General features: G+C 62.6%; 24 protein-coding genes and 1 pseudogene. 11 read left to right on the top strand and 14 right to left on the bottom strand.

The annotated features are described in order from the left end of the window. Positions 1-221 precede the first annotated feature (221 nt). Together KFO72_RS20690 and KFO72_RS20685 are read left to right on the top strand one after the other, a co-directional pair. The gene (locus KFO72_RS20690; protein ID WP_062916949.1) at positions 222-1,565 is read left to right on the top strand and encodes an MFS transporter; all 1,344 of its coding nucleotides are present in this window, start codon (positions 222-224) and stop codon (positions 1,563-1,565) included. A 378-nt stretch (positions 1,566-1,943) separates the two neighbouring features. Continuing rightward, on the top strand, positions 1,944-2,729 hold the full coding sequence (locus KFO72_RS20685) for a Crp/Fnr family transcriptional regulator (protein ID WP_054930730.1): 786 nt from the start codon (positions 1,944-1,946) through the stop codon (positions 2,727-2,729). Here the strand turns inward: KFO72_RS20685 and KFO72_RS20680 are convergent. From KFO72_RS20680 to KFO72_RS20665, 4 genes are all read right to left on the bottom strand, one after another. Continuing rightward, positions 2,726-3,418 (bottom strand): aspartate/glutamate racemase family protein, encoded by a 693-nt coding sequence (locus KFO72_RS20680; protein WP_225032894.1) that lies wholly within the window; start codon positions 3,416-3,418, stop codon positions 2,726-2,728. The two genes, KFO72_RS20685 and KFO72_RS20680, sit on opposite strands and share 4 nt — an antisense overlap. Positions 3,419-3,463: 45 nt before the next feature. Continuing rightward, positions 3,464-4,966: a sugar ABC transporter ATP-binding protein gene (locus tag KFO72_RS20675; protein WP_054930732.1), complete on the bottom strand. Its 1,503-nt coding sequence runs from the start codon at positions 4,964-4,966 to the stop codon at positions 3,464-3,466. 88 nt (positions 4,967-5,054) lie between these two features. Beyond that, positions 5,055-6,029 (bottom strand): sugar-binding protein, encoded by a 975-nt coding sequence (locus KFO72_RS20670; RefSeq protein ID WP_062916952.1) that lies wholly within the window; start codon positions 6,027-6,029, stop codon positions 5,055-5,057. An 86-nt stretch (positions 6,030-6,115) separates the two neighbouring features. Next, positions 6,116-7,072, bottom strand: coding sequence for an ABC transporter permease (locus KFO72_RS20665; protein WP_062916953.1), 957 nt, complete (start codon positions 7,070-7,072; stop codon positions 6,116-6,118). A 443-nt stretch (positions 7,073-7,515) separates the two neighbouring features. On the opposite strand from KFO72_RS20665, the gene KFO72_RS20660 reads away from it, so the two are divergent. Both KFO72_RS20660 and KFO72_RS20655 read left to right on the top strand, forming a co-directional pair. Then, positions 7,516-8,406 (top strand): NAD-dependent epimerase/dehydratase family protein, encoded by an 891-nt coding sequence (locus KFO72_RS20660; RefSeq protein WP_062916954.1) that lies wholly within the window; start codon positions 7,516-7,518, stop codon positions 8,404-8,406. 450 nt (positions 8,407-8,856) lie between these two features. After that, complete coding sequence (locus KFO72_RS20655; RefSeq protein ID WP_054930740.1) at positions 8,857-9,723, top strand: neutral zinc metallopeptidase; 867 nt, start codon at positions 8,857-8,859, stop codon at positions 9,721-9,723. A gap of 79 nt (positions 9,724-9,802) precedes the next feature. On the opposite strand, the gene KFO72_RS20650 is transcribed toward KFO72_RS20655, so the two are convergent. After that, entirely contained in the window at positions 9,803-11,134 is a 1,332-nt protein-coding gene (locus KFO72_RS20650) for a leucine-rich repeat-containing protein kinase family protein (protein WP_318248512.1), read from the bottom strand. Between the two features lie 122 nt (positions 11,135-11,256). On the opposite strand from KFO72_RS20650, the pseudogene KFO72_RS20645 reads away from it, so the two are divergent. Continuing rightward, positions 11,257-11,508: pseudogene (locus KFO72_RS20645) on the top strand (helix-turn-helix transcriptional regulator); the annotation flags it as partial. A 72-nt stretch (positions 11,509-11,580) separates the two neighbouring features. Here KFO72_RS20645 and KFO72_RS20640 read toward each other — a convergent pair. The 4 genes from KFO72_RS20640 to KFO72_RS20625 all read right to left on the bottom strand — a co-directional run bounded on the left by KFO72_RS20640 (position 11,581) and on the right by KFO72_RS20625 (position 14,720). After that, complete coding sequence (locus KFO72_RS20640; protein WP_060605775.1) at positions 11,581-12,063, bottom strand: OsmC family protein; 483 nt, start codon at positions 12,061-12,063, stop codon at positions 11,581-11,583. A gap of 28 nt (positions 12,064-12,091) precedes the next feature. After that, positions 12,092-13,024, bottom strand: a complete 933-nt coding sequence (locus tag KFO72_RS20635; protein WP_225032893.1) for a 2-hydroxyacid dehydrogenase — start codon at positions 13,022-13,024, stop codon at positions 12,092-12,094. Between the two features lie 93 nt (positions 13,025-13,117). Further along, positions 13,118-13,630 (bottom strand): DUF1697 domain-containing protein, encoded by a 513-nt coding sequence (locus KFO72_RS20630; protein WP_054930744.1) that lies wholly within the window; start codon positions 13,628-13,630, stop codon positions 13,118-13,120. Positions 13,631-13,706: 76 nt separating this feature from the next. Beyond that, positions 13,707-14,720 (bottom strand): aldo/keto reductase, encoded by a 1,014-nt coding sequence (locus KFO72_RS20625; protein WP_225032892.1) that lies wholly within the window; start codon positions 14,718-14,720, stop codon positions 13,707-13,709. Positions 14,721-14,879: 159 nt separating this feature from the next. Here KFO72_RS20625 and KFO72_RS20620 point away from each other — a divergent pair, with 159 nt between their 5' ends. Next, positions 14,880-15,791 carry a LysR family transcriptional regulator gene (locus KFO72_RS20620; RefSeq protein ID WP_225032891.1) on the top strand — a complete coding sequence of 304 codons (912 nt, stop codon included), beginning with the start codon at positions 14,880-14,882 and terminating at the stop codon, positions 15,789-15,791. Positions 15,792-15,807: 16 nt separating this feature from the next. On the opposite strand, the gene KFO72_RS20615 is transcribed toward KFO72_RS20620, so the two are convergent. The 3 genes from KFO72_RS20615 to KFO72_RS20605 form a co-directional block, all read right to left on the bottom strand. Continuing rightward, on the bottom strand, positions 15,808-16,071 hold the full coding sequence (locus KFO72_RS20615; protein WP_225032890.1) for a DUF2164 domain-containing protein: 264 nt from the start codon (positions 16,069-16,071) through the stop codon (positions 15,808-15,810). A 111-nt stretch (positions 16,072-16,182) separates the two neighbouring features. Further along, a complete protein-coding gene (locus KFO72_RS20610) occupies positions 16,183-17,004 on the bottom strand; it encodes an alpha/beta fold hydrolase (protein ID WP_225032889.1) in 822 nt (273 codons plus the stop codon). Positions 17,005-17,225: 221 nt separating this feature from the next. After that, positions 17,226-17,435 (bottom strand): hypothetical protein, encoded by a 210-nt coding sequence (locus KFO72_RS20605; RefSeq protein WP_146174457.1) that lies wholly within the window; start codon positions 17,433-17,435, stop codon positions 17,226-17,228. A 339-nt stretch (positions 17,436-17,774) separates the two neighbouring features. On the opposite strand from KFO72_RS20605, the gene KFO72_RS20600 reads away from it, so the two are divergent. Further along, positions 17,775-18,965, top strand: coding sequence for a polysaccharide pyruvyl transferase family protein (locus tag KFO72_RS20600; RefSeq protein WP_225032888.1), 1,191 nt, complete (start codon positions 17,775-17,777; stop codon positions 18,963-18,965). A 167-nt stretch (positions 18,966-19,132) separates the two neighbouring features. After that, positions 19,133-20,602: a sensor domain-containing diguanylate cyclase gene (locus KFO72_RS20595; RefSeq protein ID WP_062916963.1), complete on the top strand. Its 1,470-nt coding sequence runs from the start codon at positions 19,133-19,135 to the stop codon at positions 20,600-20,602. 35 nt (positions 20,603-20,637) lie between these two features. Here KFO72_RS20595 and KFO72_RS20590 read toward each other — a convergent pair whose 3' ends face one another. After that, a complete protein-coding gene (locus tag KFO72_RS20590; RefSeq protein WP_224102307.1) occupies positions 20,638-20,952 on the bottom strand; it encodes a hypothetical protein in 315 nt (104 codons plus the stop codon). Positions 20,953-21,117: 165 nt separating this feature from the next. On the opposite strand from KFO72_RS20590, the gene KFO72_RS20585 reads away from it, so the two are divergent. Continuing rightward, the gene (locus KFO72_RS20585; protein WP_176055085.1) at positions 21,118-21,510 is read left to right on the top strand and encodes a VOC family protein; all 393 of its coding nucleotides are present in this window, start codon (positions 21,118-21,120) and stop codon (positions 21,508-21,510) included. Between the two features lie 21 nt (positions 21,511-21,531). Here KFO72_RS20585 and KFO72_RS20580 read toward each other — a convergent pair whose 3' ends face one another. Further along, positions 21,532-22,512, bottom strand: coding sequence for an AraC family transcriptional regulator (locus KFO72_RS20580; protein WP_225032887.1), 981 nt, complete (start codon positions 22,510-22,512; stop codon positions 21,532-21,534). A gap of 368 nt (positions 22,513-22,880) precedes the next feature. Between KFO72_RS20580 and KFO72_RS20575 the strand changes: the two genes are divergently transcribed. Next, complete coding sequence (locus tag KFO72_RS20575; RefSeq protein WP_054930752.1) at positions 22,881-23,933, top strand: NAD(P)-dependent alcohol dehydrogenase; 1,053 nt, start codon at positions 22,881-22,883, stop codon at positions 23,931-23,933. Positions 23,934-24,122: 189 nt separating this feature from the next. Further along, the gene (locus KFO72_RS20570; protein WP_062917440.1) at positions 24,123-25,082 is read left to right on the top strand and encodes a LysR family transcriptional regulator; all 960 of its coding nucleotides are present in this window, start codon (positions 24,123-24,125) and stop codon (positions 25,080-25,082) included. Positions 25,083-25,176 lie beyond the last annotated feature (94 nt).

Below are 25,176 nucleotides of genomic sequence, written 5' to 3'. Positions count from 1 at the left end.
ATTCCCCTGGCTTGCCTCTTCAGGGCACAACGTGCTAATTTTGTTACCGATAACATCGAACGACGGAAAAATGGCGGGCTGATTTGTTATCGGTAACACCTTCGAGCCCGATTGTTCGATTAGGGTGAACAGATCGAGGCCCGTCTGCGGGCAGACCCTGAATTCATGCAGGCGACGCCCACCGCCATACCGCTCGAGACATACAAAATGGAGACATTCCAATGCCAACAATCGCTCAGACTGCGGCTTCGCCTGCGGCGGTCGATGAGACCGAAGAACTGCTATACCGCAAGGTTCTGAAGCGGATTCTGCCGCTGCTTCTGCTGTGTTACGTCGTGGCTTATCTCGACCGCGTGAACGTCGGTTTCGCCAAGTTGCAGATGCTCGATTCGCTCGGGATGAGCGACGCCGTCTACGCTTTCGGCGCGAGTATCTTCTTCTGGGGATACTTCCTCTTCGAGATGCCCAGCAATCTCCTCCTTCACCGGTACGGCGCACGGTTCTGGATCGCACGCATCATGGTGTCGTGGGGTATCGTCTCGTCTTCACTTGCCTTTATCTCGCCGCTCGCCAGCTTCTTTCATGTCGAAACGTCCACGATGTTCTACATCCTGCGTTTCCTGCTGGGCGTCTGCGAAGCGGGCTTCTTCCCCGGCATCATCCTCTACATGAACTACTGGTTCCCCGCACGGCGCCAGAGCATCGCCATGTCCGGGTTCCTGATCGCCATTCCCGTGAGCCTGACGCTGGGCGGTGTGATCTCCGGCTGGCTCATGGAAAACACCCATGGCGCGCTTGGCATGGACGGCTGGCAATGGATGCTGCTGGTCGAAGGCATTCCGTCGATTCTCGTCGCGTTCCTCGTGCTGTTTCGGATGGGCGACGGTATCCAGTCGGCGAAATGGCTGACGGCATCCGAAAAGGCACTGCTGCAGAAGAATCTCGAGCAGGAAAGCACGAAGAAGACCCATCGCATCGGGGCGGCGCTCAAGAGCCCGCGCGTGTGGCTGCTGACTTTCATCCTGCTCACGTTCAACACGGGCTTTTACGGTCTCGCTTTTTGGCTGCCGTCCATCATCAAGGCATCCGGCGTCAAGAGCACGCTCAATATCGGCCTGCTGACGGCCATACCCTACCTGAGCGCGGTCGTCGCGATGATCTGGAATGCGCGCCACTCGCGCAAGACTGGCGAGCGGCGCCTCCATGCAGCGATTCCCGCGTGCATCGGCGGCATCGGCCTGATTCTCAGCGCCACCTTCGCGAACAACGTGCCGCTGTCCATCCTCTTCCTGACGATTGCCACCTGCGCCATCCTCGGTCTGATGCCGATTTTCTGGACCTTTCCCGGCCAGATTCTGTCTGGAACGGCCGCCGCGGCAGGCATTGCTCTCATCAACTCGGTCGGCAACCTGTCCGGCTTCACAGGTTCGATGATTACGAGTGTGGCAAAGGACCTGACGGGCAATATCAACAATGGTACTTACGCACTCGGGGCTTGCCTGCTCATCAGTTGCGTGCTTATCCTGTCCATTCCGAGGAGCATGCTGAACAACGACCGGGACTGATACCGTAGCGGTCGCGCCCGGAGCACGGCTTTCCGGGCGCGTTTATCTGCATCGACCATTACCTCCGTTCGCGTAAACGTGTCGTCATTACGACGGGCGTCATTTTTCATCCATTGCACCGCCCCACGCTTGCCGTCCACGCCTGCGAACAGGCAGCGCACAATGACCTGCGCGAGCGAGCGCTGCGTGTCAGCGGCACCCGCCCGATCGAGCCACGGCATGTCTGACATATCGCTTACGCCGCGCAGCGCGCATCGACGCGCAAAGCTCAGCGGCGCGACAATATGCTGGTTAGAATAACTGGCAATCAGGCGCCGGCGCGTCGCGGCTTCATCTCTGCCTCTGCAGCCATGCCGGCACGACACAAGGAGACACGCGATGTGGTTTGTCGGAAAAAGCGAGCTTCTCGCGCTGATCGAACGCAACTGCCTCGAAGAGGTCATGCCGGCCTTCAGCGATCACCGCAGCCTGCGCAAGAACGCACTGATCTATCGCCCTGAGGAGCAAAGCGAGTACGTGTACCTGTTGAAGGTCGGTCACGTGCGGCTCTATCGGCTTACCGAGGAAGGCCAGGAAATCACGCTGTCGTTTATCAAGGCCGGCATGATCTTCGGCGACGGCGACGTGCTGAACGAAGCGAGCTACTCACACTATGCGGAGACGCTCGCCGCATGCCGCATCTGCTTCATCCGCAAGGCAGACTTCAAAGATCTGCTCAAGCGCTACCATGTGATCAACCAGTTCGTGTTGCGCAGCCATCACCAGCGCTGGCAGGAAGCGCAAAAGCTGATCGAGAATCTGTCGCTGCACGACGTGCGCAAGCGCCTCGTCAACATTCTCGCGATGTTCGCCAACCAGATCGGCGCACCGTTCGTGCATGACGGCGCGACGGGCGCGGTGCTGATCGATCTGTCGATCGCGCAGGACAAGCTGGCGGAATTTATCGGCACGTCGCGCGAATCGGTGAACCGCCACTTCAGCGATCTGAAAGCCGAAGGCCTCGTCGATACGCACGAACGCAAGGTCGTGCTGACACCCGCGTTCGTCGCGCAATTTCTGCCGGGCATGACAGCGGCGCTCGCCGCCGCGAGCGTCGCGCAGCCTGTCGCCAGCAGCGCACAGGCGGCTCATCATGCGTACAAGGCGCCGCTGGTACGTGCCTAGTGCGTGCTTAGTGTGCCTTTAGTGCGTGCCTGGCGCGCGTCTGACAGCGCGGCCTTGACCGTCGCCACGCCGCTTTGCGGGCTGGACAGCACCGGCACGCGCGTCTGGCCAAGCGACGGCACGAGCCGCGCCATCGATACCTGCGCGAGCACCACCACGTCCACTTCGTCGGCAAGTGCGACGATGGTGTGCTTGAGCACCTCGTCGTGACGCGCGCCGTCGCCGGCCAGCAGCGCGGCGAACGCTTCTTCGGCGACGCGCTCGACCACACTGATCTCGCGGCCCGCTTCGGCGGCTTTCTTGCGAATCAGCCGGACGGTCGGCTCAAGCGTGGTTTTCACGGTGGCCACCACACCGATCCGCGTGCCGAGCCGGCTCGCTTCCTGCGCCATGGTTTCGTCGATCTTGATGATCGGCGTACGGATCATGCCGCGCAACGTATCGACCGCTTCGCCGACCGACGAGCACGCGTTCAGAATAAAGTCCGCGCCCATCGCCTGCGCGTTCGACATATACGAGTACAACCGGCCCGTGACTTCGGGCGTCAGGTGTCCGGCGCTGCGTACGTCGTTAAGCAGGCTGTCGTCGACGATATTGATCATCCGCACATCGGGCAGTTGCGCGGCGAATTGATCCTTCAACGGCTGAACCGTCACCGGACCGGTGTGCACTACGACTATGGTGGCCATCTCGATTGAAGCTCCGTGTTGAATAAACCGACTTGCGGCGGGACGTTATGCGGTTGCCGCCGCCATCACCCGCTCCTGGGTTGCGTCCGCGCGCTCGAACGTACCGTTCAGCCGCCCTTCGCGCACCACCAGAATGCGGTCGCTGATCGCCAGCACTTCCTGCAGGTCCGACGAGATCGCGATGATTGCAATGCCCTGCGCGGCAAGCCGCCCGAGCAGCGCATGCACTTCCGCTTTGGCGCCGATATCGATACCGCGGGTCGGCTCGTCGACGATGAGCACGCGCGGATGGCGCGCGACCCATTTCGCGAGCACGACTTTCTGCTGATTGCCACCGCTCAGGTTGATCACTTTCTGCTCGATAGTCGGCGTTTTGACGCCAAGCTTGCGCACGTATTCGCGGCAATGTTCGTCTTCGGCCGCGCGCCGCACGAACTGAAACGGCGAGTAAGTTTCAAGGTGCGTCAGGCTGAAATTCTCGCGCACGCTCATGCCGGCTATCAGGCCCTGCCCCTTGCGGTCTTCGGTGACGAAGCCGATGCCGTTGGCGATTGCATCGTGCGGACTTTCAATCGTCACGCGTTTGCCGGCAATCAGCACGTCGCCGCTCTTCGGCCGCATCCCGAAGATCATTTCCATGATCTCGGTGCGCCCCGAGCCGACCAGCCCCGCAATCCCGAGAATCTCGCCGCGATGCACGGCGAAGCTGATGTCGCGAATGCGGCCCGGCACATGATTGCGTGCGCGCAGCGCCAGATTGCGCACTTCGAGTACGACCTCGCGTGTCGCATGCGACGCCGACACCGCATACAGTTCGTTCAGGTCGCGATCGACCATCTTGCGTACCAGCCACTCGCGGGTAACCTCCGCCATCGGCGCACCGCCGACGGTTGCGCCGTCGCGCAGCACCGTCACGCGGTCAGCGAGTTCGAACAGTTCTTCGAGCCGATGCGAAATATAGACAATGCCGATGTTCTGCAACCGCAGCCGCTTGATCAGGTCCAGCAACATGCGCGTTTCGTGATGGCTAAGCGACGCAGTGGGCTCGTCCATGATGATGATCTTCGAATCGCAAGAGACCGCCTTGGCAATTTCGACCATCTGTTTCTGCCCGACGCTCAGGCGGCTGACCTGTTCGCGCGGATCGACGCGCATGCCGATCGTTTCGAGCAGGGTGCGCGCCGCGTCGTTCATCCGCGCACGGTCGATCATGCCGAGCCGCGTGAGCGGCTCACGCGCGAGAAAGATGTTCTCGGCGATGCTCAGGTTTTCGACGACCGACAGTTCCTGATAAATGATGCCAATGCCCAACGCGCGCGCATGATTGCCGTCGCGCAAGGTCACCGGCTCGCCTTCGATGCGGATTTCGCCGCCGGCATCCGGTTCGAGCACGCCGGTGAGAATCTTCATCAACGTGCTCTTGCCCGCGCCGTTTTCACCCGCCAGCGCCAGCACTTCGCCACGTGCGATCTCCAGCGTGACGCGGTTCAACGCGCGCACGCCGGGAAACGTCTTCGAGATCTCGCGCACTTCGAGAAAAGGGGTCATCGGCGGTCCCTGGGTGGTGGCATGGCGGCGGGTTGTGCTTGCCGCGCGGGCGGCCCACGCGGCTACCTGGCGCAGTTCCTTCCTGCCGTTACTTGGTATAGCTGCCGAGATTGTTCTTCGTCACCACGGTCACGCCCGTGTCGATATCGCTCGCCTGCTTCTCGCTGCCCTGGATCTGCGAAACCAGATGTTCGACAGCCAGCTTGCCCATGGTCACGGGGCGCTGCACCATGATTGCCTGGATCGAGCCATCGCGGACGCCCTTCACGGTGTCAGGCAGATCGTCGAACGCGATCACTTCGAGCTTGCCCTTCATCGCGCCGAACTCCTTGGTATTCAATACCTTTGCGACGGCCGGCCCGCCGACCTGGCTGACACCGAAGATGCCCTTGAGTTGCGGATGCGCGCGTAGCGTGGTCTCGACCACGGACACGCCGCGCGCCAGATCGTCGTCAGTGCCCTGCGTTTCGACGATCTTGATACCCGGATATTTAGCGAGGCCCTTCTTGATGCCAGCGATGCGCTCGTTCAGATTCACCGCGCCCAGTTGCCCGGTGACGATCGCGACATCGCCTTGACCGTTCAATGCCTTGCCCATCGTCTCGGCCATCGTCTCGCCGGCCGATTCGTTGCTGGTGCCGATATACATCGAGCGGCCACTATTGGGCGAATCCGAATCGTAAGTCAGCACCTTGATGCCGCTCTTTTCCGCGCGCTTCATCACGCTTTCGACTGACTTCGGCTCGTTCACCGAAATCGCAATGCCGTCGACGTGCTTCGAAATCAGGTCTTCGATGATCTGCACCTGCGTCGAACCCTGGGTGTTCTGCGGCACTACCCATTGGTAATTGACCGACAGCTTGTCGGCAGCAGCCTTCGCGCCGTTATTGCAATCGTCGAAGAACGGCACCGCGACTTTCGGAATCACTGCGACCGAAATATCCTTCGCGTCTTTCGCGTGGGCGTTACCGGCCGGGAGCGCACAGAGCGCCGCTACGGCCGACACCGCGAGCAAAGCGTTCAGGCTGCGCGTACGTGCCACGCGAGTCAGGGTTCGTTGCATGATGTCGTCTCCAGAAAGCGTCGGTTTTTAGGAATTTGAAAAGTCACAAGACGGCCCGGCGCACACGCCAGACCTCGCTCGCAGCCTTAGCGCCCTTTGAAGCGCAGCCGCCAGATATCGATGCTCACGGCGATCAGGATGACGCAGCCGGTGATGGTTTGCTGCGCATAGGTGTCGATATTGAGCAGCACCACGCCATTGGTGATGATGCCCGCCAGCGCGGCACCGATAATCGCGCCTTCGACGCTGCCGACACCGCCCGACAGACTCGCGCCGCCGATCGCGGCGGCCGCGATCACGTCGAGTTCCGCGCCGAAGCCCGCGGCCGGCTCGGCCGACACGAAGCGCGAAAACGCGATGACACCGGCCAGCGCCGCAATCGCGCCGGACAGCACATAGACGATGAACTTCACGCGCGCTGTGCGTACGCCGCTCAGCAGCGCAGCGTTTTCGTTACCGCCAGTCGCATACACATGACGGCCAAAGCGCGTGCGCCGCATCACGACCGAAAAGCACACGGCAAGCAGTCCCATCACCACGACAGGGAACGGGATAAAGCCGAGATAACCCTGGCCAAGGAAAGTGAAACTGTCAGGCACATCCGGCGTGACGGGGACACCTTTGGTGATGATGTACATCAGGCCGCGGCCGATCGACAACGTGCCAAGCGTCGCGATAAATGGCGGCAACTGGACACGTGTGACAAGAAAGCCATTCAGCGCGCCGACCGCGACGCCCGTCGCGAGTCCCGCGGCGACGGCTCCTACTGCGCCGTAGCCGTGCTGAAACGACAGCGCCGTCACCAGCGACGACAGCCCCATCACCGAACCGACCGACAGATCGATGCCGCCCGTGATGATCACCAGCATCATGCCGACCGCCATGATCGCCGTCAGCGAAAACGAGCGGAATACGCCCATCAGATTGTTGGTGGTCAGAAAGTATGGCGAGAACAGACTGATCAGCACGCCGACCAGAATCAACACTGCGAAGATGTTGAATTCGCGCACCCTGACACAAGCGCGCAGCAGCGCGAGCGGCATCGGCAAAGCGGGCACGTCGGTTTTCGAAGAAAGGGCTTTCAACGGATGGTCTCCTCGGTGTCGCGCATCGACAGCACAGCGGGCCCACTACGATGCGAGGGCTCGACATCGTGGACGATCATAGGTTGAGAGCGCGCCGCAAAACTGTGACGGGCGTCATACAAACCTATTGGGGTTGTCCCGGGATCGGTGATTGCTGCAGTGCGATCGACGTGTGACTACCATTCGCGCGCAATCTGGCTGGAAGACAAAAACAGGCGAAAGTACTGCCGAAAAACGCTGCGGTGACCCGCAAATCGCGCATTGAACCCGCACGGCGATGCCGACTATGACGTCCGTCACAGAAATGTGCCGCACAAATTCATTAAGCTCCCGGCAAGGTCCGCCGGCTAGACACGCGACACGCATCCGGCCCCTCTGACATCTTTCAAGGAGCAAACCGTATGACGAAGCGAGTGATTGTGACCGGCGGCAGCGGACTCGCCGGTAAATGGGTAGTCGAAAATCTGGTTGAGCACGGCTACGAAGTGCTGAATCTCGACCGCGTGCCAATGGCGAAGCGCACCGCGCGTACGCTGATCACCGATATCACCGACGCAGGCCAGGTGTTCAACGCGCTCGCGTCGAGTACCGCGCCGGCCGAATTCGTGCCCGACCTCGAGCCGAAGCCGATCGACGCGATCGTCCATTTTGCGGCGATTCCGCGCATCATGGTCACCACCGACAACGAGGTGTTCCGCATCAACGTGATGGGCACCTACAACATTCTGGACGCCGCGTCGAAGCTTGGCATCCGCAAGGTGATCGTTGCATCGAGCGAAACCACTTATGGCGTGGTGTTTGCGCACCGGCACCGCAATCCCCAGTACTTCCCGCTCGACGAGCAGTATCCCGTCGACCCGATGGACAGCTATGCGACGTCGAAGGTCATCAACGAAGTGACCGCGAAGGCGTTTCATGCGCGCACCGGCGCCGACCTGTACTGCTTCCGGATCGGCAACGTGCTGGATCCTGAAGACTATGCGAAGTTCGCGGAGTGGAACAAGGACCCGTCGCTGCGCAAGCGCATCGCATGGAGTTATATCGACGGCCGCGATCTCGCTGAAGCGGCACGCCTTGGTATAGAGAAAGACGGCCTGGGCTTCGAGGTGATGAATGTCGCCGCCGACGACGTCTCTTCCGATCTGCCCACGGCGGAACTGCTGAAGCGGTTCTACCCGGAAGTGCCCGTAAAGAAGCCGCTCGGCGAGTTCGAGACGCTGCTGAGCAACGAGAAGCTCAAGCGCCTGCTCGGCTGGAAGCAGAAGTACTACTGGCGCGATCAGGTGAAGTAAGCGCCACGTCACCTGTCGTCGCTGCTTTACGCGCTTCACTTCTGGCGCGTTTCTACCGCGTGCGCCGCGAAGTATTGCGGCGCGCGCCCACGCTGCTGAGCAGCAAGCCGGTTGCGAACCTCTATCGGAGAGGTCCGCAACGTCCTGCGTAGATCGTCGGTTCGCCATTTCCGGCGCTTCGTGGTGGCCTTCCCGTTCCGTGCCGCTTACTGCCGCACGTTCCAACACGTCAACGCGCTACGCCGTCCCTTCGCGAGCGGCCGTACGCATCTCGCTGCGCGTGAGAATCCGTAGCGCAATAGAAGCCGTTCTTGCACGCTCCACGCTGCGCAGCCGCCGTCATATAGCGTCGCCAGACTCACGCCGGCCGCGCGGAAACGGGCATGCAAACTGCTTACAATGACGGTCATATCCACGCGCAACTGCGCGAGCCATCCGGAGGAAACGACCATGCGCCTCGATGACGAAGCAGAAAGTGAGAACGTCGAAGACCGGAGAGGCGGCGGTGGCCTGCGGGTGGGCGGCGGCATCGGTATTGGGACCATCGTCATCGCGCTGGCCGCTTCTTACTTTTTCGGCATCAACCCGATGACGATCATCAACGGCGCGCAAGTGCTGCAAGGTAACGCGCCTCAGCACCCGACGCCGACAACCGCGCGCCCTGTCGAGGATCAGGGCAGTCAGTTCGTACGGCGTGTGCTCGGCAACACTGAACGTACGTGGCAACATATCTTCCGGACGCGCTTCGATCAGGACTATCCAGCACCCAAGCTCGTCCTTTTCAGCGACGCGACACCTACCGCTTGCGGTACCGGTCAGTCCGCCATGGGCCCTTTCTATTGCCCGCCCGATCGCACTGTCTATATCGACCTGTCGTTCTACCGCGAATTGCGCGACCGTTTCGGTGCTGGCGGTGACTTCGCGCAAGCGTACGTGATCGCGCATGAGGTCGGGCATCATGTTCAGAACGTCCTGGGGATCTCCGGGAAGTATGAAGCCGCCCGTGCGCGTATGTCGGCCGCACGGGGCAACGCCTTGTCTGTGCGCCTGGAATTGCAGGCAGATTGTTTCGCCGGCGTGTGGGCAGCCGTCGCGCAGCAGCAAAACGCCAGGCTGATAGAGCCGGGAGACTTTGAACAGGGCCTCAACGCAGCTGGCGCGATCGGCGACGACCGGCTACAGCGGCAATCGCAGGGACGTGTCGTGCCCGACGCATTCACCCATGGCACGAGTGAGCAGCGGCAGCGATGGCTGCGGCGCGGCATGGCGACGGGCGATATCCGTCAATGCGACACGTTCTCCGCGCAGTCGTTGTAATCCCGGCGTCTAGTGGATGGGTGCGGAAGAAGTCGCCGCGTCACTGGCTGCAGATGCGGGGATGCGTCGGCAACGCGAATCACACGCTCAACGCAGACAGCCGCCTGACGATCTCGTCGAAGGAAGGCCGCGTCTCGACGCGCTCGAGGAAACAGTCTTCGATCAGCCCATCGAACCCGGCGGCGAGATCATCGGCCTCTCCGGCCAGACGTTGCGCGAGTTCTTCCAGCAGGCAGCCGAACGCGCGCACCTCGATCCGCTCGAGCGCCAGCGCCAAAGGGCGATCATCGATATCGTGGCACGATGCCGCGCCGAAGTCGCCGAGCAGTACGTGCCCTGCGCCGTCATGCAGGATGTTGTGCCCGTACAGATCGCCATGCGTGATGCCGCGCCGATGCAGATGTTGCGCCGCCGATGCGATGCCGCGCGCGATATGCAACGCAACCGGCTTGTCGAACCGTACGTCGTCCGCATAGACATCACGTGTGCAGGATTCGAGGCTCGGAGGCCCCGCGAGATTGCCGAAGGCCGGATGGATCAGCTTCATCACGAGGCCGTGCTCGTCGAGTGGATGCCCCGTAATCTTGCCGAGCACCGGGATGAGATTCGGGTGCTGACCGGCTTGCAGACATGCGGCCATTTCGAGTTCGGGCAAACCGTCGCTCGTTATCGCGCCCTTGAACAGTTTGACGGCGACCGCCTCGACGGGATGCCCGTCGCGCAACAGACGCGTCGCGCGATGCGTCACGCCGGATGCACCTTCCCCGAGCGTTTGTCCAAGCGCGAGCGTATGCCAGTCGATTGCCGGCACCGGCGCATCGGCCAGCACCACCTGCTCGCGCGCTGCATTCAGCGGATTGCCTGCGTAGGCGAGCCACGCCAGCCGCGGCAGGCGCAACAGCCAGTCGGGCAACGCGTCGAGCCGGTTCGCCGAAATGCGCAGCAGTTCGAGGCGGCTGCAAGCGGCCATCGTCTCGGGTAGCGACGGCAGCCGGTTGCCGGCAAGCATCAGCTTCTGCAAATTCGGACGCTCGCCGAGTTCCGCGGGCAGCGTTTCGATATCGTTATCGGTGAGGATAAGCCAGCGCAATTGGGGCGGCAGCGCGCGCCCCGGCACGTGCCGGATGCGATTCGCCTTGAAGCCGACCATGCTCAGCGATTCGCAATCGCCGAGCACGGCGGGCAAGCCGGTAAACGCGTTGTTCGAGGCAAACAGGACGCGCAGGTGGCGCAGCTTCGGCAAATCATCGGGCAGTGAGGTGAGCGCATTGCCCGACAGGTCGAGCACCTCCAGGGTGTCGGCGAGGTCGAAGATCTCGCGCGGCATTTCGGTCAACCCGCAGGCGAGCTTGATCTGTCGCGCACCGGCGAGTTGCCCGGCACGCAAGTCTTCGAGGGTAGCAGTATTCACATGTAGATCGAATCGGAGAATGGCAAGTCAGTCGCGAGCGCCCGGTGCGTCGTGCGGACAGTGCGGCATCGGCGGGTCACGGCGCGTTGTGTGGCCTCTATTCTATCGGGCGAACCGCACGCCTGCCGGTTCACAAGTCCGGTTCACCGAAACTGATCACGGCCGCGCGCGAGCACTCCGCCAACAGCCAGACGGCATTCGAACAGAAACTGCTGACGCGGATCGCGGAAGGCGAATCCGACAAAGAGATCGGCCGGCGCCTCGATACCAGCACGCACAACGTCGACTATCACCTGCGCAAGCTGCGCAAACCCTTCGGCGTGTCGAAGCGGATCGAACTGACGTACCTGACCGCGAAGAAAGAGTTGATCTGAAGGCGTTCAATTTCTGCTATCGCAATGACGAGTCTCCGTCGAGACTCGACACAAGCACCGCATGATTGCCCGTCAAAGAATCTGCCCGAAGCTCCAGCTCCCTTCGACATCGATCACCGTCTTCACCGAATTGGCAAGAAAACACGCGTCGTGCGCGAGATGATGCAGATGCGCGAGCGCTTCATCGCTCGGTGCCTTCGCGCCCGCAAACGCAACGGCCGGTTTCAGCACGACACGCGTGACCACTTCCTTGCCTTCGTCGTTCTTCGCCATCGTGCCCTCGGCTTCATCGCGATACGACGTGACGACATAACCTTGTTCGGCTGCGATCGACAGAAACCACAACATATGGCAACTCGACAGCGCCGCTATATACGCCTCTTCAGGATCGACGCCGGCCGGATCGGAGAACGGCACGCGCACGACATGCGGCGAACTCGATGCGGGCACCACCGCGCCGCCGTCGAACGTCCATCGATGCGCGCGGCTATAGCGGTTGTCGGTGAACTTGCTGCCGTTGCCGCTCCATTCGATCAGTGCCGTATGCTTTGCCATGCGCGAAAGGTCCTCGTGATGTGAACGCTCAGATGGGTGTCAACACGTCTTCGCCTGCGAAATGGCGCGTCGCGTTCGTGATGAAGTTATCGACAGAAGCCGTGATCGCTTCGGGCGAGGTGCCCGCCACATGCGGCGTGAGCACCACGTTCGTCAGATGCACCAATGCCTGCGGCGGCTGCGGCTCGCCTTCGTACACATCGAGACCCGCGCCCGCTATCACACCGTTCGCGAGCGCATGCGCAAGCGCCGCCGTATCGACGACGCTGCCGCGCGACACGTTCACCAGAAAGCCGTTTGGCCCCAACGCTTCGAGCACGGTGCGATCGACCAGATGCTGGGTAGCCGGACCGCCCGGCGTTGCAACGACGAGGTAGTCGCTCCAGCGCGCGAGTTCGTGCAGGTTGTCGAAGTAGCGCAACGCCGCGCCGTCGCGCGGCTTGCGGTTGTGATAGGCAACGTCGATATCGAAGCCGGCCGCGCGCCGCGCCACTTTCAGCCCGATATTGCCGAGCCCCACGACACCCAGCCGCTTGCCCGACACGGAAGGCCGCATCGGCAATGAGTCGCGCCAGATGCCTTCGCGTGTCGCGCGGTCGCGTTGCGGCACGTCGCGCACAACGGCCAGCAACAAGGCCAATGCGTGATCGGCAACGCAATCGTCGTTCGTGCCCGCGCCGTTTGCGAGCACGATGCCGCGTGCTTTTGCATGGGACGTCGCGATGTTTTCATAACCCGCGCCGAGCGCGCTGACGAATTCGAGCGCAGGCATCTGGTTTATTTCATCCGCCGTGAGACCTGTCGTGCCGTTGGTCAAGATGGCACGGATCGCCGCGCCTTCTTTCGCGATGGCTTGAACGCGTGCTTCGTGCGTGGGGGCGTAATGAATATCGAAGGATGCTGAAATGCGCGCGCGACTATCGTCGCCAAGTGGAATCAGGATGAGCAGGGAAGGTTTCATGACGCGACGCAAGCGAAAGATGAGAAGTGCTGCTACGAAGTACCGGGCAACGCAAAGTGTAGCAACAAGCCCCGTTCCACGCAGCGCCCTTCATCATGATTGCGCGGCCCACTCCGCCAGTTTGGCAATCGTGTTGATGTTGCGCGCGGTGCCTGTCTTCGCGGCGGGAATTCTCAGCCGGGTCTTTGCCATACCGTCGCCGTAGTGGACGTAAATCTCGTGCTTGCCGAGCGCGACCTGTTCGTTCTGCTGGCCGGCAATGTGTTTCAGCGTGTCGGCGGGCGGCGCTGCGTCGAGGAAGATCGCGACCGTGCGATTCGGCGCTTCGTCGCGAAACGGATTCGCGTCCAGCACGGCGGCCATCTCCTTGCCGGTGCGAATCAGCACGCCGACCGGCTTGCCCGCATACGCCTCGAGGCTGCGTTCGAGCGCCTGCTGCGCGGCGCGTTTGGCCAGCGTGCTGTCGAACACGACGTTGCCGCTCGCGATGTACGTGCGAACGTTGGTGAAGCCCGCTGCCTCGCACATCTCGCGAAGCTCGGTCATCGGAAGCTTGCCGGTGCCGCCGACATTGACGGCGCGCAGCAACGCAACATAAGTGGTCATGGGCGGAACGTGGAGTCGCGATTGCGTTCGATGCTACCGCATCTGCTTTGCAGCGATAGCGTCGACGCGCAACGCATCAATGCGCGCCGCCCTTTTCGCTGTCGAGATGCGCCATCTGCGCAGCCGCATAGCGTTCACCCGCTGCCGCGCCCTTCGGCACCGCTTTCTCGATCGCGGCAAGGTCGTGCGCGTCGAGCTTCACGTCAATCGCCCCGAGCGCTTCCGTCAGCCTCTCGCGCCGCCGCGCGCCGACCAGCGGCACGATGTCGTCGCCTTGCGCGGCGACCCATGCAATCGCGATCTGCGCCACCGACACGCCCTTGCTGTCCGCGACCTTGCGCAGCGCATCGACGAGCGCGAGATTGCGCTCGGCGTTCTCGCCCTGGAAGCGCGGGCTCATCGCCCGAAAATCGCCCTTGCCCGCCGAATCCTTCTGCCAATGTCCGCTGATCAGTCCGCGCGACAGCACGCCGTAAGCCGTCACGCCGATGCCGAGCTCGCGCAGCGTGGGCAGGATCTCGTCTTCGATGCCGCGCGAAATCAGCGAGTACTCGATCTGCAGGTCGCTGATGGGCGTAACGGAGGCGGCCCTGCGGATCGTCGCCGCGCCCACTTCGGAAAGGCCGACATGCCGCACATAGCCCGCCTTCACCATCTCCGCGATCGCGCCGACGGTATCTTCGATCGGCACATTCGGATCGAGCCGGGCCGGACGATAGATGTCGATATGCTCGACGCCCAGGCGCTGCAGCGAATAGGCGAGGAAGTTCTTCACGGCCGCGGGACGCGCGTCGTACCCCGTCCAGCCGCCCGCCGGATCGCGCATCGCGCCGAACTTCACGCTGACGAGCGCATTGTCGCGGCGCGACGCGGGTGCGCTCCTGAGCGCTTCGCCGAGCAGTATCTCGTTGTGGCCCATGCCGTAAAAGTCGCCCGTATCGAACAGCGTGATGCCTGCCTCTAGCGCCGCGTGGATGGTCGCGATGCTCTCGGCGCGGTCCGCCGGCCCATACATGCCCGACATGCCCATGCAGCCGAGGCCGAGCGCCGAACTCGCCGGGCCCGTCTTGCCAGCTTGCCGTTGCTTCATCTGAGTGCGCTCCGTGGATTCGTTGAAATAGCAGGTCTGTCGCGCCCCGACACCTTCGCGGGTCGAACATGTCGGGCGACGCTTGAGACGCAGTATCTGTGCAAACCGACCGTGCGATAATCCCACTCAATCCGAATGCCCCGTGCGGAATTCCGAACAATGCTCGAACCCGATCTGAGCGATCTGAAAGCCTTCGTCGCCGTCACCGCTGCGCGCGGCTTCCGCAACGCAGCGGCCACGGGCGGCGTGTCCGCGTCGTCGATGAGCGAAGCCGTGCGGCGGCTCGAGCAGCAACTGGGCGTGCGCCTGCTGAACCGCACCACGCGCAGCGTCACGCCGACGGAAGCCGGCCAGCGCCTGTTCGAGCGGCTCGCGCCCGCGTTCGGCGAAATCTCGACGGCACTCGATGCGATCAACGTGTTCCGCGACAGTCCCACTGGCACGCTACGGCTGAACGTGCCGTCGATCGTCGCTCGCGAAGTTCTGCCCGCGCTGCTGTCGCGCTTTCTGGCCGAACACCCCGGCATCACCGTCGAGGTGGCCTCGAACGACACCTTCATCGATATCCTCGCGGCCGGCTTCGACGCGGGCATCCGCTACGACGAACGCATCGAGCGCGACATGATCGCCGTGCCCATCGGGCCGTCGATGCAGCGCTTCGTCGCCGCCGCGTCGCCCGCGTATCTGAAACTGCATGGCGTGCCCGAGCATCCCGACGAGCTTGTGCGGCACGCGTGCATCGGCCATCGCTTCGCAAGCGGGGTGCTGGCAGTATGGGAATTCAGGCGCGGCAACGACACGGTGCGGATCGTGCCGAACGGGCCGCTGGTTGGTTCCGTGATCGATATCGAGCGGCGCGCGGCCGTCGACGGGCTTGGCATCGTCTATTCGTTCGACGAGTTCCTGCGCCCCGCGCTCGACGACGGCACGCTCGTGCCGATCCTGCACGACTGGTGGCAATCGTTCACCGGGCCGCGTCTCTACTACGCGAGCCGCGAACACATGCCCGCGCCGCTGCGCGCCTTCGTCGATTTCGTGCTGCGCGACAATCGCAGCCGCGCCGCGGCATGACACGGACGGGCGCGATTCAACGCCGCTTGCCGTATTTTTTCCAGTAACCGAACGCGTCTTCGTGACACTCGATATCGAGTTCCGACACGCGTGCCTGCATACGTTCCTGCGCGTCCTGCACGGCGAGGTTGTAGATCACCGGGCCGATTTCCTCGACGAAGAAGCCGAGCAGCGCGCCCGCCTGGATATTGCCGATCGGGTCGTCCATGTTCTCCGCGAAGTAGCGCTGCAGCGAAGCGATCGCTTCGCTGCGCACGTCCTTGTCCAGTTCGATTGTCATGCGTGAGGTCATCCTTTCGTCAGATGCATCGGGCGATGCAGCACACTGCGGATGAAACAGCAAAGCGGCGCGTCCCGCAAGGGCGCGCCGCTTTCGACATATTCTTTGAGTTCAGCTGTTGATGAACGCGAGCAGATCGGCGTTGACCTTGTCGGCTTCCGTCACGCACATGCCGTGCGGCGCGCCTTCATAGATCTTGAACGTCGCGTTCTTCACGATCTTCGCGGACAGCTTGCCCGCTGCGTCGATGGGCACGATCTGGTCATCGTCGCCATGCAGGATCAGCGTCGGCACGTCGATCTTCTTCAGGTCTTCCGTGTAGTCGACTTCGGAGAACTCGCGGATGCACAGGTACTGGCCGTGGGCGCCGCCCGCCATGCCTTGCGCCCAGAACGCGTCGATCGTGCCCTGCGACACTTTCGCGTCCGGCCGGTTGAAGCCGAAGAACGGCACGGCGAGGTCCTTGTAGAACTGCGAGCGGTTATCGGCGACGCCCTTGCGGATGCCGTCGAACACGTCCAGCGGCAGGCCGCCGGGATTGGCTTCCGTCTTCAGCATCAGCGGCGGCACCGCGCCGATCAGCACGGCCTTCGCGACGCGCTTCGTGCCATGCCGGCCGATGTAGTGCGCGACTTCGCCGCCGCCCGTCGAATGGCCGACGAGGGTTGCGCCCTGGATGTCGAGCGCGTCGAGCAGCGCGGCGAGATCGTCGGCATAGGTGTCCATGTCGTTGCCCTGCGACGGCTGATCCGAGCGGCCATGTCCGCGGCGATCGTGCGCGATCACGCGAAAGCCGTTTTGCAGCAGGAACAGCATCTGCGCATCCCACGCGTCCGCATCGAGCGGCCAGCCGTGCGAAAAGACGACGGGACGGCCCGAGCCCCAGTCCTTGTAGTAAATCTGCGTGCCGTCCTTCGTGGTAATCGTGCTCATTGGGTTGCACTCCTTTTGGTGGTGACGCGTGTGGAGCCGCCATGCGGCGGCTGGATCGATCATGATCGACGCCCATGTTACAGGCCGATAAAACATCCTTCAGACGAAGGGCATCGACGCGTACGAGCGGCGGCGCGCGCGCGGCGTCACGGCGGGCGCGCGGTCCGCTTCGTGCTGTCGGCACGCGAAACGGCGACGATGAAACCGCGCTCTGCGCCGCTTCAATGCGCTTCGCGAGGCTGCGCATTCGCGACGGTCGCCACGGGCGCGACGGGCGCATCCTGCGCGACGAGCGTCGGCGTGACGGGCGCGTCGCCCGTTTCCATATCGTTGTGATGCGAGACGATGGCCTTGACGCCCGCTTCCGCGGCAGGCGTCGCGACATAGGGAATGAAGGCCGACACGGCAACGACGATGAGGTACGCGAACATGACAGTTCTCTGCTTCAAGACATGGCGAGACGCACCGGCATGCCGGCGCGTTGCAGACTGATCGTCGCCTGCTTCACGGCGAAGCGCGTCGAATGCCTTCACCGGAAAACACGTCTTCCTCGTATTGCGCGTGCCGCTCGCGTGCAGTGCCGCGAAGCGTGTTTGCGCGGCCAGGCGGGAATTGCGTGTACCCTCCGAACAGAATTCAGTGACTTGTATGAAGCTTTGCACCGATATAACCGACGACCGGTTAATTCGATTCGTAGGGCATGGCAATGCGAAAGTCAACTTGCGATCGCGCCACACGTGGTGCGTGCGAGGCGTTGGCGGAATAGATCGATGAGCGCGCAATCATTACCCGTCGTGCTGTTCGGTGCGTTCGACCGGCACAACTTCGGCGACATGCTGTTTCCCCATGTCGTTGCGCGCATGCTCGCGGGCCGCGACGTGCGCTTCGCGGGACTCGTGCCGCGCGATCTGCGCCCGCACGGCGGGCATCGCGTTCAGGCGCTTCGACAGTGGCACGAACGTGCGGTCGATCTGCTTCATGTCGGCGGAGAGATTCTCACCTGCGATGCGTGCGACGCCGCCGTGATGCTGCAACCGGACCACGACGCGCAACGGATCATCGCGTCGCAACAGCATGACCGGTCGGCGTGGGCGCAACATGTGCTCGACACGCGCGAGCTTGCGCCGTATGTCGTGTCGAAGGATGCATGGCCGCGTGCCGGGCGCGTTCTGTTCAATGCGATCGGCGGCGTGACGCTCGATGATTGCGACCTCACGATGCGCGACGAAGTGCTCGCCAAGCTCGCCCGCGCCGACGACGTCAGTGCGCGCGACATCCACACGCAGGCGCTGCTCGCGAAGTCGGGCATCGAAGCGCGGCTCGCACCCGATTGCGCGGTGATGGTCGCCGAACTGTTCGGCGACCCGATTCGCGCGCATGCAGCGACGCAGGCCGTTGCGCGGATACGCGAAGCGGCACCGCGCGGCTATCTGGCCGTGCAATTCAGCGCCGACTTCGGCGACGATGCCACGCTCGACCGGATCGCCGCGCAACTGGACCATGCCGCGCACGCGCACGACCTCGCTATCGTGTTCTTCCGCGCAGGCGCGGCGCCGTGGCACGACGATCTGTCGTGCTTCGCGCGCACGGCTGCGCGCATGCGCGCGCCATCCGTGCATCTTTTCGATTCGCTGAATATCTGGGACATCTGCGCGCTGCTCGCGCACAGCCGCGGTTATATCGGCAGCAGCCTGCACGGCCGGATCGTCGCGATCGCGCATGCGTTGCCGCGCATCAATCTGCTGCACGACGAAGACTTCGTGCGGCCCTGCAAGCAGACCGCTTTCGCGCAAACGTGGGAGGACGCGGACCAGCCTGTCGCCGCGCGCGTGAACGGGATTGCCGAAGGAATCGATAGCGCGCTGTCCGTCGATCCAGCACGGCTGAAGCACACCGCGGCGCGGCTCGTCGCGCTTTGCCGCGAGGGGTTTCAAACAACTGTTTCAGTGCTCACGCGATAAACACGCGCCGCCTCGATTCGAGTTTCGTGCGACGCCTGCAGAATCGCCGCGATTTGCCGTTATAACAGTTGCGGCCGCATCCGGCCGGGCCGGTACCGGACACCCGACATTTTCTCCGGGCCCAGTTGGCACCGTAGAATAGCGAGAAATTCGTTTCTGGACCCGTCATGCCCAACCACCCTCGCCCGCGCTCCACAGCCGACGACGACTCGGAAATGTTCGATCTCGCGCCCGTCGCGCTCTGGCTCGAAGACTTCAGCGGCGTCAAGGCGCTGTTCGAAGACTGGCGCGCGCAAGGCGTGACGGATCTGCGCGCGCACATCGGCGAGGACATCAAACGTGTGGCCGAGTGCGCGAGCCGCATCCGCGTGGTCAAGGTCAACCAGCAGACGCTGTCGCTGTTCGAAGCGGCGGATTTCAGCGCGCTGACGGACAACCTGTCGGCCGTCTTTCGCGACGACATGCTGAAGACGCACCTGGAAGAACTATGCCAGCTCTGGTCCGGCCAGCCCCACTTCACGAGCCAGACGGTCAACTACACGCTGGGCGGGCGGCGTCTGGACGTGCTGCTCAAGGGCAAGGTGCTGCCGGGCCATGAGGAACGCTGGGACCGCGTGCTGGTGTCGACGGAAGACATAACGGAACTGGAAGGGGCGCGTCATCGCGTGACGGCGGCCGAGCAATACGTGCGCGGGCTGTTCGAGCATTCGCCCGTGTCGCTGTGGGTCGAGGATTTCAGCGCCGTCAAGCATCTGCTCGACGACGCGCGCGCGGCGGGCATCACCGATTTCCGCACCTTCACCGACGTGCACCCGGAGTTCGTCGAACGCTGCATGGCCGAGATTCATGTGCTCGACGTCAACCAGCACACGCTGGAGATGTTCGCCGCACCCGACAAGAAGACGCTGCTGGCGCGCCTTCCCGAAGTATTCCGCGACGACATGCGCCCGCATTTCCGCGAGCAGTTGATCGACCTGTGGGACGGGAAACTTTTCCAGCAACGCGAAGTGCTCAACTATTCGCTCGATGCGAACGAAGTGCATGTGCATCTGCAGTTCTCGGTGCTGCCGGGACACGAGCGCAGCTGGGACCTCGTGCTCGTCGCGCTCACCGACATCACCGCGCGCAAGAAGGCCGAGGCGTATCTGGAGTTCCTCGGCAAGCACGACGTGCTGACCAAACTGCGCAACCGCTCGTTCTATGTGGATGAACTGAACCGGCTCGAACGCAAGGGGCCCTTCCCGGTGACGGTCATCATGGCCGACCTGAACGGCCTCAAGCGCGTGAACGATCAGCTCGGCCATGCGGCGGGCGACGCGCTGCTGCGCCGCGCCGGCGAAGTGCTCGCGAAAGCGATGGAGACGCCGTTCAACGCGGCGCGCATAGGCGGCGACGAGTTCGCGATCCTGCTGCCGGGCACCGACGAGCGCGGCGGCGCGACGATGATCGAGACGATTCGCCAGCTGGTCGAGCTGAACAACCAGTTCTATCCAGGCTCGCCGATCAGCTTCTCGATGGGGATGGCGACCGTGCAGCGCGGCGAACGGATCGAAGCAGGCGTGCAGCGCGCCGACCTGCTGATGTATGAGGAAAAGCGCGCGCACTACACAGCGCAGGAAGCGAGCGGCGCGAAGTAAAGCTTCTGCGTTTCGTTTTGCGATTCGCGGCGCGGTCAGCTTTGCACGGGCACGCCGTAAGTGCTCACGATCCGCCTGTCCTGTTCGGCTGCCGAAAACAGCTCCCATTCGAGCCCGTTGACGTCGACACTGCTCGAATAGCCTTCGACTGCGTCGTCCTCGAAGCCGACATGGCGCAACTGCCCTGCTTTTTCGGGCTTTTCGTTGATCGAGAAGTTGAGCAGATCCGTGCGCCACATCGCATACTGACCCGGCACGACGGCCGAGGGCGCTTGTCCGAGTCGCTTGCTATAGTCGGCAATAGATTCGTCGAGATTGGCGACGGCGAGTGCGATGTGAAAACGCTTCATGACATTGGGCTCCGTGAGTGTTGTTTGCGAGTTTGTCTGCGAGTGCCTTCGGGTGGGCAGCGCAGCCATCGTACTCACCACGCGAAAACATAGCCAGATCAGCAGTCATGCTGGTATCGGCGTTACCTGCCTCGCCGGATCGACACCTGAAAGGAGCCACACCCGATGCTTTCCCACGTATTCATCGGCGTCAACGATTTCGAGCGGGCGTTCGCCTTCTATTCGGCGGTACTCGCCGAGTTGGGACTCGCGCTGAAGTTTCGCGAGGAGGACCGGCCCTGGGCGGGATGGATGAAGCCGGGCGTCGCGCGACCGCTGTTTCTCGTCGGCAAGCCGTTCGACGGCGCGCCTGCCGTTGCGGGCAATGGGCAGATGATCGCGCTGCTGGCCGCGGACCGTGCCACCGTCGATCGGGCGCACGCGACTGCCCTCGCGCACGGCGCCGCGTGCGAAGGGCCGCCTGGGCTGCGCCCCGAGTATCACGCGAACTACTACGGCGCGTACTTTCGCGACCTCGAAGGCAATAAATTGTGCGTGTGCTGCCACGACGCCGCGTGACAGCACCGCGCGTGCGCAGCGTCAGTTGGTTGTCACATACTTTGCGACGGCGCGTTGCGGCTGCGGCGGCACGACCGGGTCCAGCGTGCCGCGCATGCGCTTCACTTCATCGATGGGGCTCAACCCGAACAGACGCTTGAATTCGCGGCTGAACTGCGACGCGCTTTCATAGCCGACGCGGGCCGCCGCCGCGCCCGCGTTTAGCCCGTCCTGCACCATCAGCAAACGCGCGTGATGCAGACGCGTGGTCTTCACGTATTGCATTGGCGACGTCGACGTGACGTTCTTGAACTGTGCGTGAAAGACCGCGAGGCTCATGCCCGATTCGCGCGCGAGTGTTTCGACATCGAGATCGCCGTCGTACTCGGTGTGGATGCGGCGCAATGCCTTCGCGATACGGCCGAAGTGATGCTGGTGTGTGAGCGCCGCGCGTATTGCGTTGCCCTGCACGCCCGTCAGCACGCGATAGCAGATTTCACGCACGATCGACGGCGCGAGAATGCGCGCGTCAACCGGCGATACCAGCGCTTCGAGCAGACGCAGCACAGCGTCGCTGAGCGGCTGGTCGAGCGGCGTGGAGTAGATGCCGCGCGGCTCGCTGTCGACGGCGCCGTGGGTTTCGTTGAGCAGCATGAGCAGTTCGGCGACCATCGTGAGATCGACGCGAACCGAAATGCCGAGGAACGGCTCGTCCACGCTCGCCTCCGTCTCGCATTCGAACGGCAGCGGCACGGACAGCACGAGATATTGTTGCGCGTCGTAGATGTACGCGTGGTCGCCGAGGTAGCCGCGCTTGCGGCCCTGACAGACGATCACGATGCTCGGCTCGTACATCACGGGGCGGCGCGGCATCGGGTGATTCGCGCGCAGGAACTTGACGCCTTCGAGCGGCGCGTCCGTCATGCCTTCGGCGGGCGCGAGCGTGCGCAGCAATTCGACCATGCGCTGCTGCGCCGAGCGCTCCGCGAGCGGCGCGCCATTTGAAAGTTTTGTGTCGGACATGATGGAATCCATTCGGCGAAAACATGTGCCGCCAGAGAATATGGCTTGAAATCTAGCATTAAATGGCCTAGAGCGGACGGCGCCAGGAGAAATAGGCAAGCCTTCAAGATGTTCAGGTATTCCCTGAGGGGCGCCCGGTCCCTAACATGGGAACCCTGTCGCAAAGCCCGCTTGCTGTCCGCGACACCCCGTCCCGCGCCTCGCGCGAGGCCTGCCAACCCGGCGCTGCCGCTTGCATACAGCGCTAACGCCCATCGGACGGACCAGACGGCGGACATTCCGCGTGCCTCGGCGCGCGACAGATTCAATCGCCGCGCGATCGGCTCGCGCGGCGCCTCGCGCAATTGCATCTACAAGCTGGAGCCCTCATGTCCACGACCTACGCCTATGCCGCAACGGACGCGCAATCGAAACTCGCGCCGTTCGAATTTCAGCGTCGCGACCTGCGCGAACACGATGTACAGATGGAAGTCCTGTTTTGCGGGGTCTGTCATTCGGACCTGCACCAGGCACGCAACGAATGGAAGAACACGATTTTCCCCGTCGTCCCGGGCCATGAGATCGTCGGCCGCGTGACGAACGTTGGGTCGCAGGTGACGAAGTACAAGGTCGGGCAGCTGGTCGGCGTGGGTTGTCTGGTCGATTCGTGCCGCACGTGCCCGAGTTGCCAGGAAGGCCTCGAACAGTATTGCGAGAACGGCTTTGTCGGCACGTACAACGGCAACGACAGGCAGACTGGCGCTGTGACCTACGGCGGTTATTCGACGCAACTCGTCGTCGATGAAGACTTCGTGCTGCGCGTGCCGGAGAACCTCGACCCGGCTGGCGTGGCCCCGCTGCTGTGCGCCGGGATCACGCTGTACTCGCCGTTGCGCACGTGGGGTGCGGGGCCGGGCAAGAAGGTCGGCATCGTCGGACTGGGCGGCCTCGGCCACATGGGCGTGAAGCTTGCGCACGCAATGGGCGCGCATGTCGTGCTGTTCACGACGTCGGCATCGAAGATCGAAGACGCGAAGCGCCTCGGCGCGGACGAAGTGGTGATCTCGAAGAACCCGGCGGAGATGGAAGCGCATCTGAACAGCTTCGATCTGATCGTCAGCACGGTCGCGGCGCAGCACGATCTGAATCCGTTCATCAGCCTGCTGAAGCGCGATGGGACGCTGACGCTGGTGGGTGCGCCGGAGCACGATCATCCGTCGCCGCAGGTGTTCAACCTGATCATGAAGCGACGTCGTCTGGCGGGATCGCTGATCGGCGGCATTGCCGAGACGCAGGAGATGCTGGACTTCTGCGGCAAGCACGGTATCACCTCGGACATCGAGATGATTCAGATGCAGCAGATCAATGAAGCATATGAGCGCATGTTGAAGAGCGATGTGAAGTACCGCTTCGTCATCGATCTCGACTCGCTGCGCAAGTAACGGGCAGCAGGACCCAACCGCTTTACCCCTTCCATCCAGGCCGCGCAGCACGGCGGCCTGTCCCTGCTTCCCGCCTCGCATCCGTCGTTGCATGTGCAGTAGCGGCGCGCTTCCCTACCGGGACGGGGCGCGCCGTGGTGTTTTCCGCTCGTTGTCTTTTTCTGGAATGTCCCGTTTTTGGAGAGTTCCGTGATCGATCGTATCCAGGCGATGCGCACGTTCATGCGTATCGTCGATACCAATAGCTTTACACGCGCCGCCGAGTCGCTCGAGATTCCGCGCGCGACGGCAACAACGATTGTTCAGAATCTGGAAGCGCTGCTGGGCACGACGCTGCTCGTGCGTACGACGCGGCGGTTGAATCTCACGCCCGAAGGGGCTGCCTATTACGAGCGCTGCGCGCAGATTCTTGCTGATATCGATGAGATGGAAGCGACGCTGCGGCAGACGCTCGAGAATCCAAGCGGGCGTTTGCGGGTGGAAATGCCTGGGGCGGTGGCGACTTCTATTGTGCTGCCGGCGCTCGATGATTTTCATGAGCGTTATCCGGGGATTGATCTTGCGATTGGTGTGAGTCATCGCAATGTGGATCTGGTCGGTGAGGCTGTTGACTGCAGCATTCAACTTGGCGAGTTGCCGGATTCAGGGCTCGCTGCGAGGCGCCTTGGGACGTTGGAGCATGTGACCTGTGCCAGTCCGGCTTATCTCGAGCGCTATGGGATGCCTGAGACGCTTGACGACCTTTCCGGGCATGTCGCGGTTAATTGCATGTCGATGATTACCGGGCGTGCTGTGGACTTTGATTTTGATGTTGGTGGGAGTCCGCTTACCGTGAAGGTGGATGGGTTTATCAAGGTCAGCGATGAACATGCCTATCTGACTTGCGGGCTGCAAGGGCTTGGGTTGATTCAGCCGGCGAGGATTGCTGCACAGGCTTTATTGGACAAAGGGTTGCTGCGAGAGGTTTTGCCGCAGTGGAAGCCTGTGCCTATGCCTGTTTCGGTTGCTTATGTGAAAGGGCGGCGAGTGTCGCCGCGGGTCAGGGCTTTTGTCGATTGGCTCGCTGAATTGTTTGAACATCAGGGCCATGTTGAGGCGGATTTGTCACGGGTGAGGATGTTGATGCAAGGCAATTTGCACGTGGCTTGAGGTTTGGTGTTTTTGCCTTTGTGCTGGCATCCGCGAATTGTTAGCTCGCTTCAAGCGTCGCCCCTGTGCGGGGCGGCACCTACTTTTCTTTGCC

Source organism: Paraburkholderia sp. XV, assembly GCF_020177535.1.
Taxonomy (GTDB): domain Bacteria; phylum Pseudomonadota; class Gammaproteobacteria; order Burkholderiales; family Burkholderiaceae; genus Paraburkholderia; species Paraburkholderia caribensis.
This window is presented reverse-complemented; position numbering and strand designations above follow the sequence as displayed.

Coding starts and splice junctions, on each gene's coding strand:
- KFO72_RS20665 (WP_062916953.1), bottom strand. CDS start 7,072: ATGCCGCTCGCGCTGCTGCGCGCTTGTGTCAGGGTGCGCGAATTCAAC.
- KFO72_RS20680 (WP_225032894.1), bottom strand. CDS start 3,418: ATGGCCACCATAGTCGTAGTGCACACCGGTCCGGTGACGGTTCAGCCG.
- KFO72_RS20675 (WP_054930732.1), bottom strand. CDS start 4,966: ATGACCCCTTTTCTCGAAGTGCGCGAGATCTCGAAGACGTTTCCCGGC.
- KFO72_RS20575 (WP_054930752.1), top strand. CDS start 22,881: ATGTCCACGACCTACGCCTATGCCGCAACGGACGCGCAATCGAAACTC.
- KFO72_RS20620 (WP_225032891.1), top strand. CDS start 14,880: ATGCTCGAACCCGATCTGAGCGATCTGAAAGCCTTCGTCGCCGTCACC.
- KFO72_RS20690 (WP_062916949.1), top strand. CDS start 222: ATGCCAACAATCGCTCAGACTGCGGCTTCGCCTGCGGCGGTCGATGAG.
- KFO72_RS20670 (WP_062916952.1), bottom strand. CDS start 6,029: ATGCAACGAACCCTGACTCGCGTGGCACGTACGCGCAGCCTGAACGCT.
- KFO72_RS20610 (WP_225032889.1), bottom strand. CDS start 17,004: ATGAGCACGATTACCACGAAGGACGGCACGCAGATTTACTACAAGGAC.
- KFO72_RS20630 (WP_054930744.1), bottom strand. CDS start 13,630: ATGACCACTTATGTTGCGTTGCTGCGCGCCGTCAATGTCGGCGGCACC.
- KFO72_RS20590 (WP_224102307.1), bottom strand. CDS start 20,952: ATGAAGCGTTTTCACATCGCACTCGCCGTCGCCAATCTCGACGAATCT.
- KFO72_RS20660 (WP_062916954.1), top strand. CDS start 7,516: ATGACGAAGCGAGTGATTGTGACCGGCGGCAGCGGACTCGCCGGTAAA.
- KFO72_RS20635 (WP_225032893.1), bottom strand. CDS start 13,024: ATGAAACCTTCCCTGCTCATCCTGATTCCACTTGGCGACGATAGTCGC.
- KFO72_RS20625 (WP_225032892.1), bottom strand. CDS start 14,720: ATGAAGCAACGGCAAGCTGGCAAGACGGGCCCGGCGAGTTCGGCGCTC.
- KFO72_RS20605 (WP_146174457.1), bottom strand. CDS start 17,435: ATGTTCGCGTACCTCATCGTCGTTGCCGTGTCGGCCTTCATTCCCTAT.
- KFO72_RS20580 (WP_225032887.1), bottom strand. CDS start 22,512: ATGTCCGACACAAAACTTTCAAATGGCGCGCCGCTCGCGGAGCGCTCG.
- KFO72_RS20685 (WP_054930730.1), top strand. CDS start 1,944: ATGTGGTTTGTCGGAAAAAGCGAGCTTCTCGCGCTGATCGAACGCAAC.
- KFO72_RS20600 (WP_225032888.1), top strand. CDS start 17,775: ATGAGCGCGCAATCATTACCCGTCGTGCTGTTCGGTGCGTTCGACCGG.
- KFO72_RS20615 (WP_225032890.1), bottom strand. CDS start 16,071: ATGACAATCGAACTGGACAAGGACGTGCGCAGCGAAGCGATCGCTTCG.
- KFO72_RS20640 (WP_060605775.1), bottom strand. CDS start 12,063: ATGGCAAAGCATACGGCACTGATCGAATGGAGCGGCAACGGCAGCAAG.
- KFO72_RS20585 (WP_176055085.1), top strand. CDS start 21,118: ATGCTTTCCCACGTATTCATCGGCGTCAACGATTTCGAGCGGGCGTTC.
- KFO72_RS20655 (WP_054930740.1), top strand. CDS start 8,857: ATGCGCCTCGATGACGAAGCAGAAAGTGAGAACGTCGAAGACCGGAGA.
- KFO72_RS20595 (WP_062916963.1), top strand. CDS start 19,133: ATGCCCAACCACCCTCGCCCGCGCTCCACAGCCGACGACGACTCGGAA.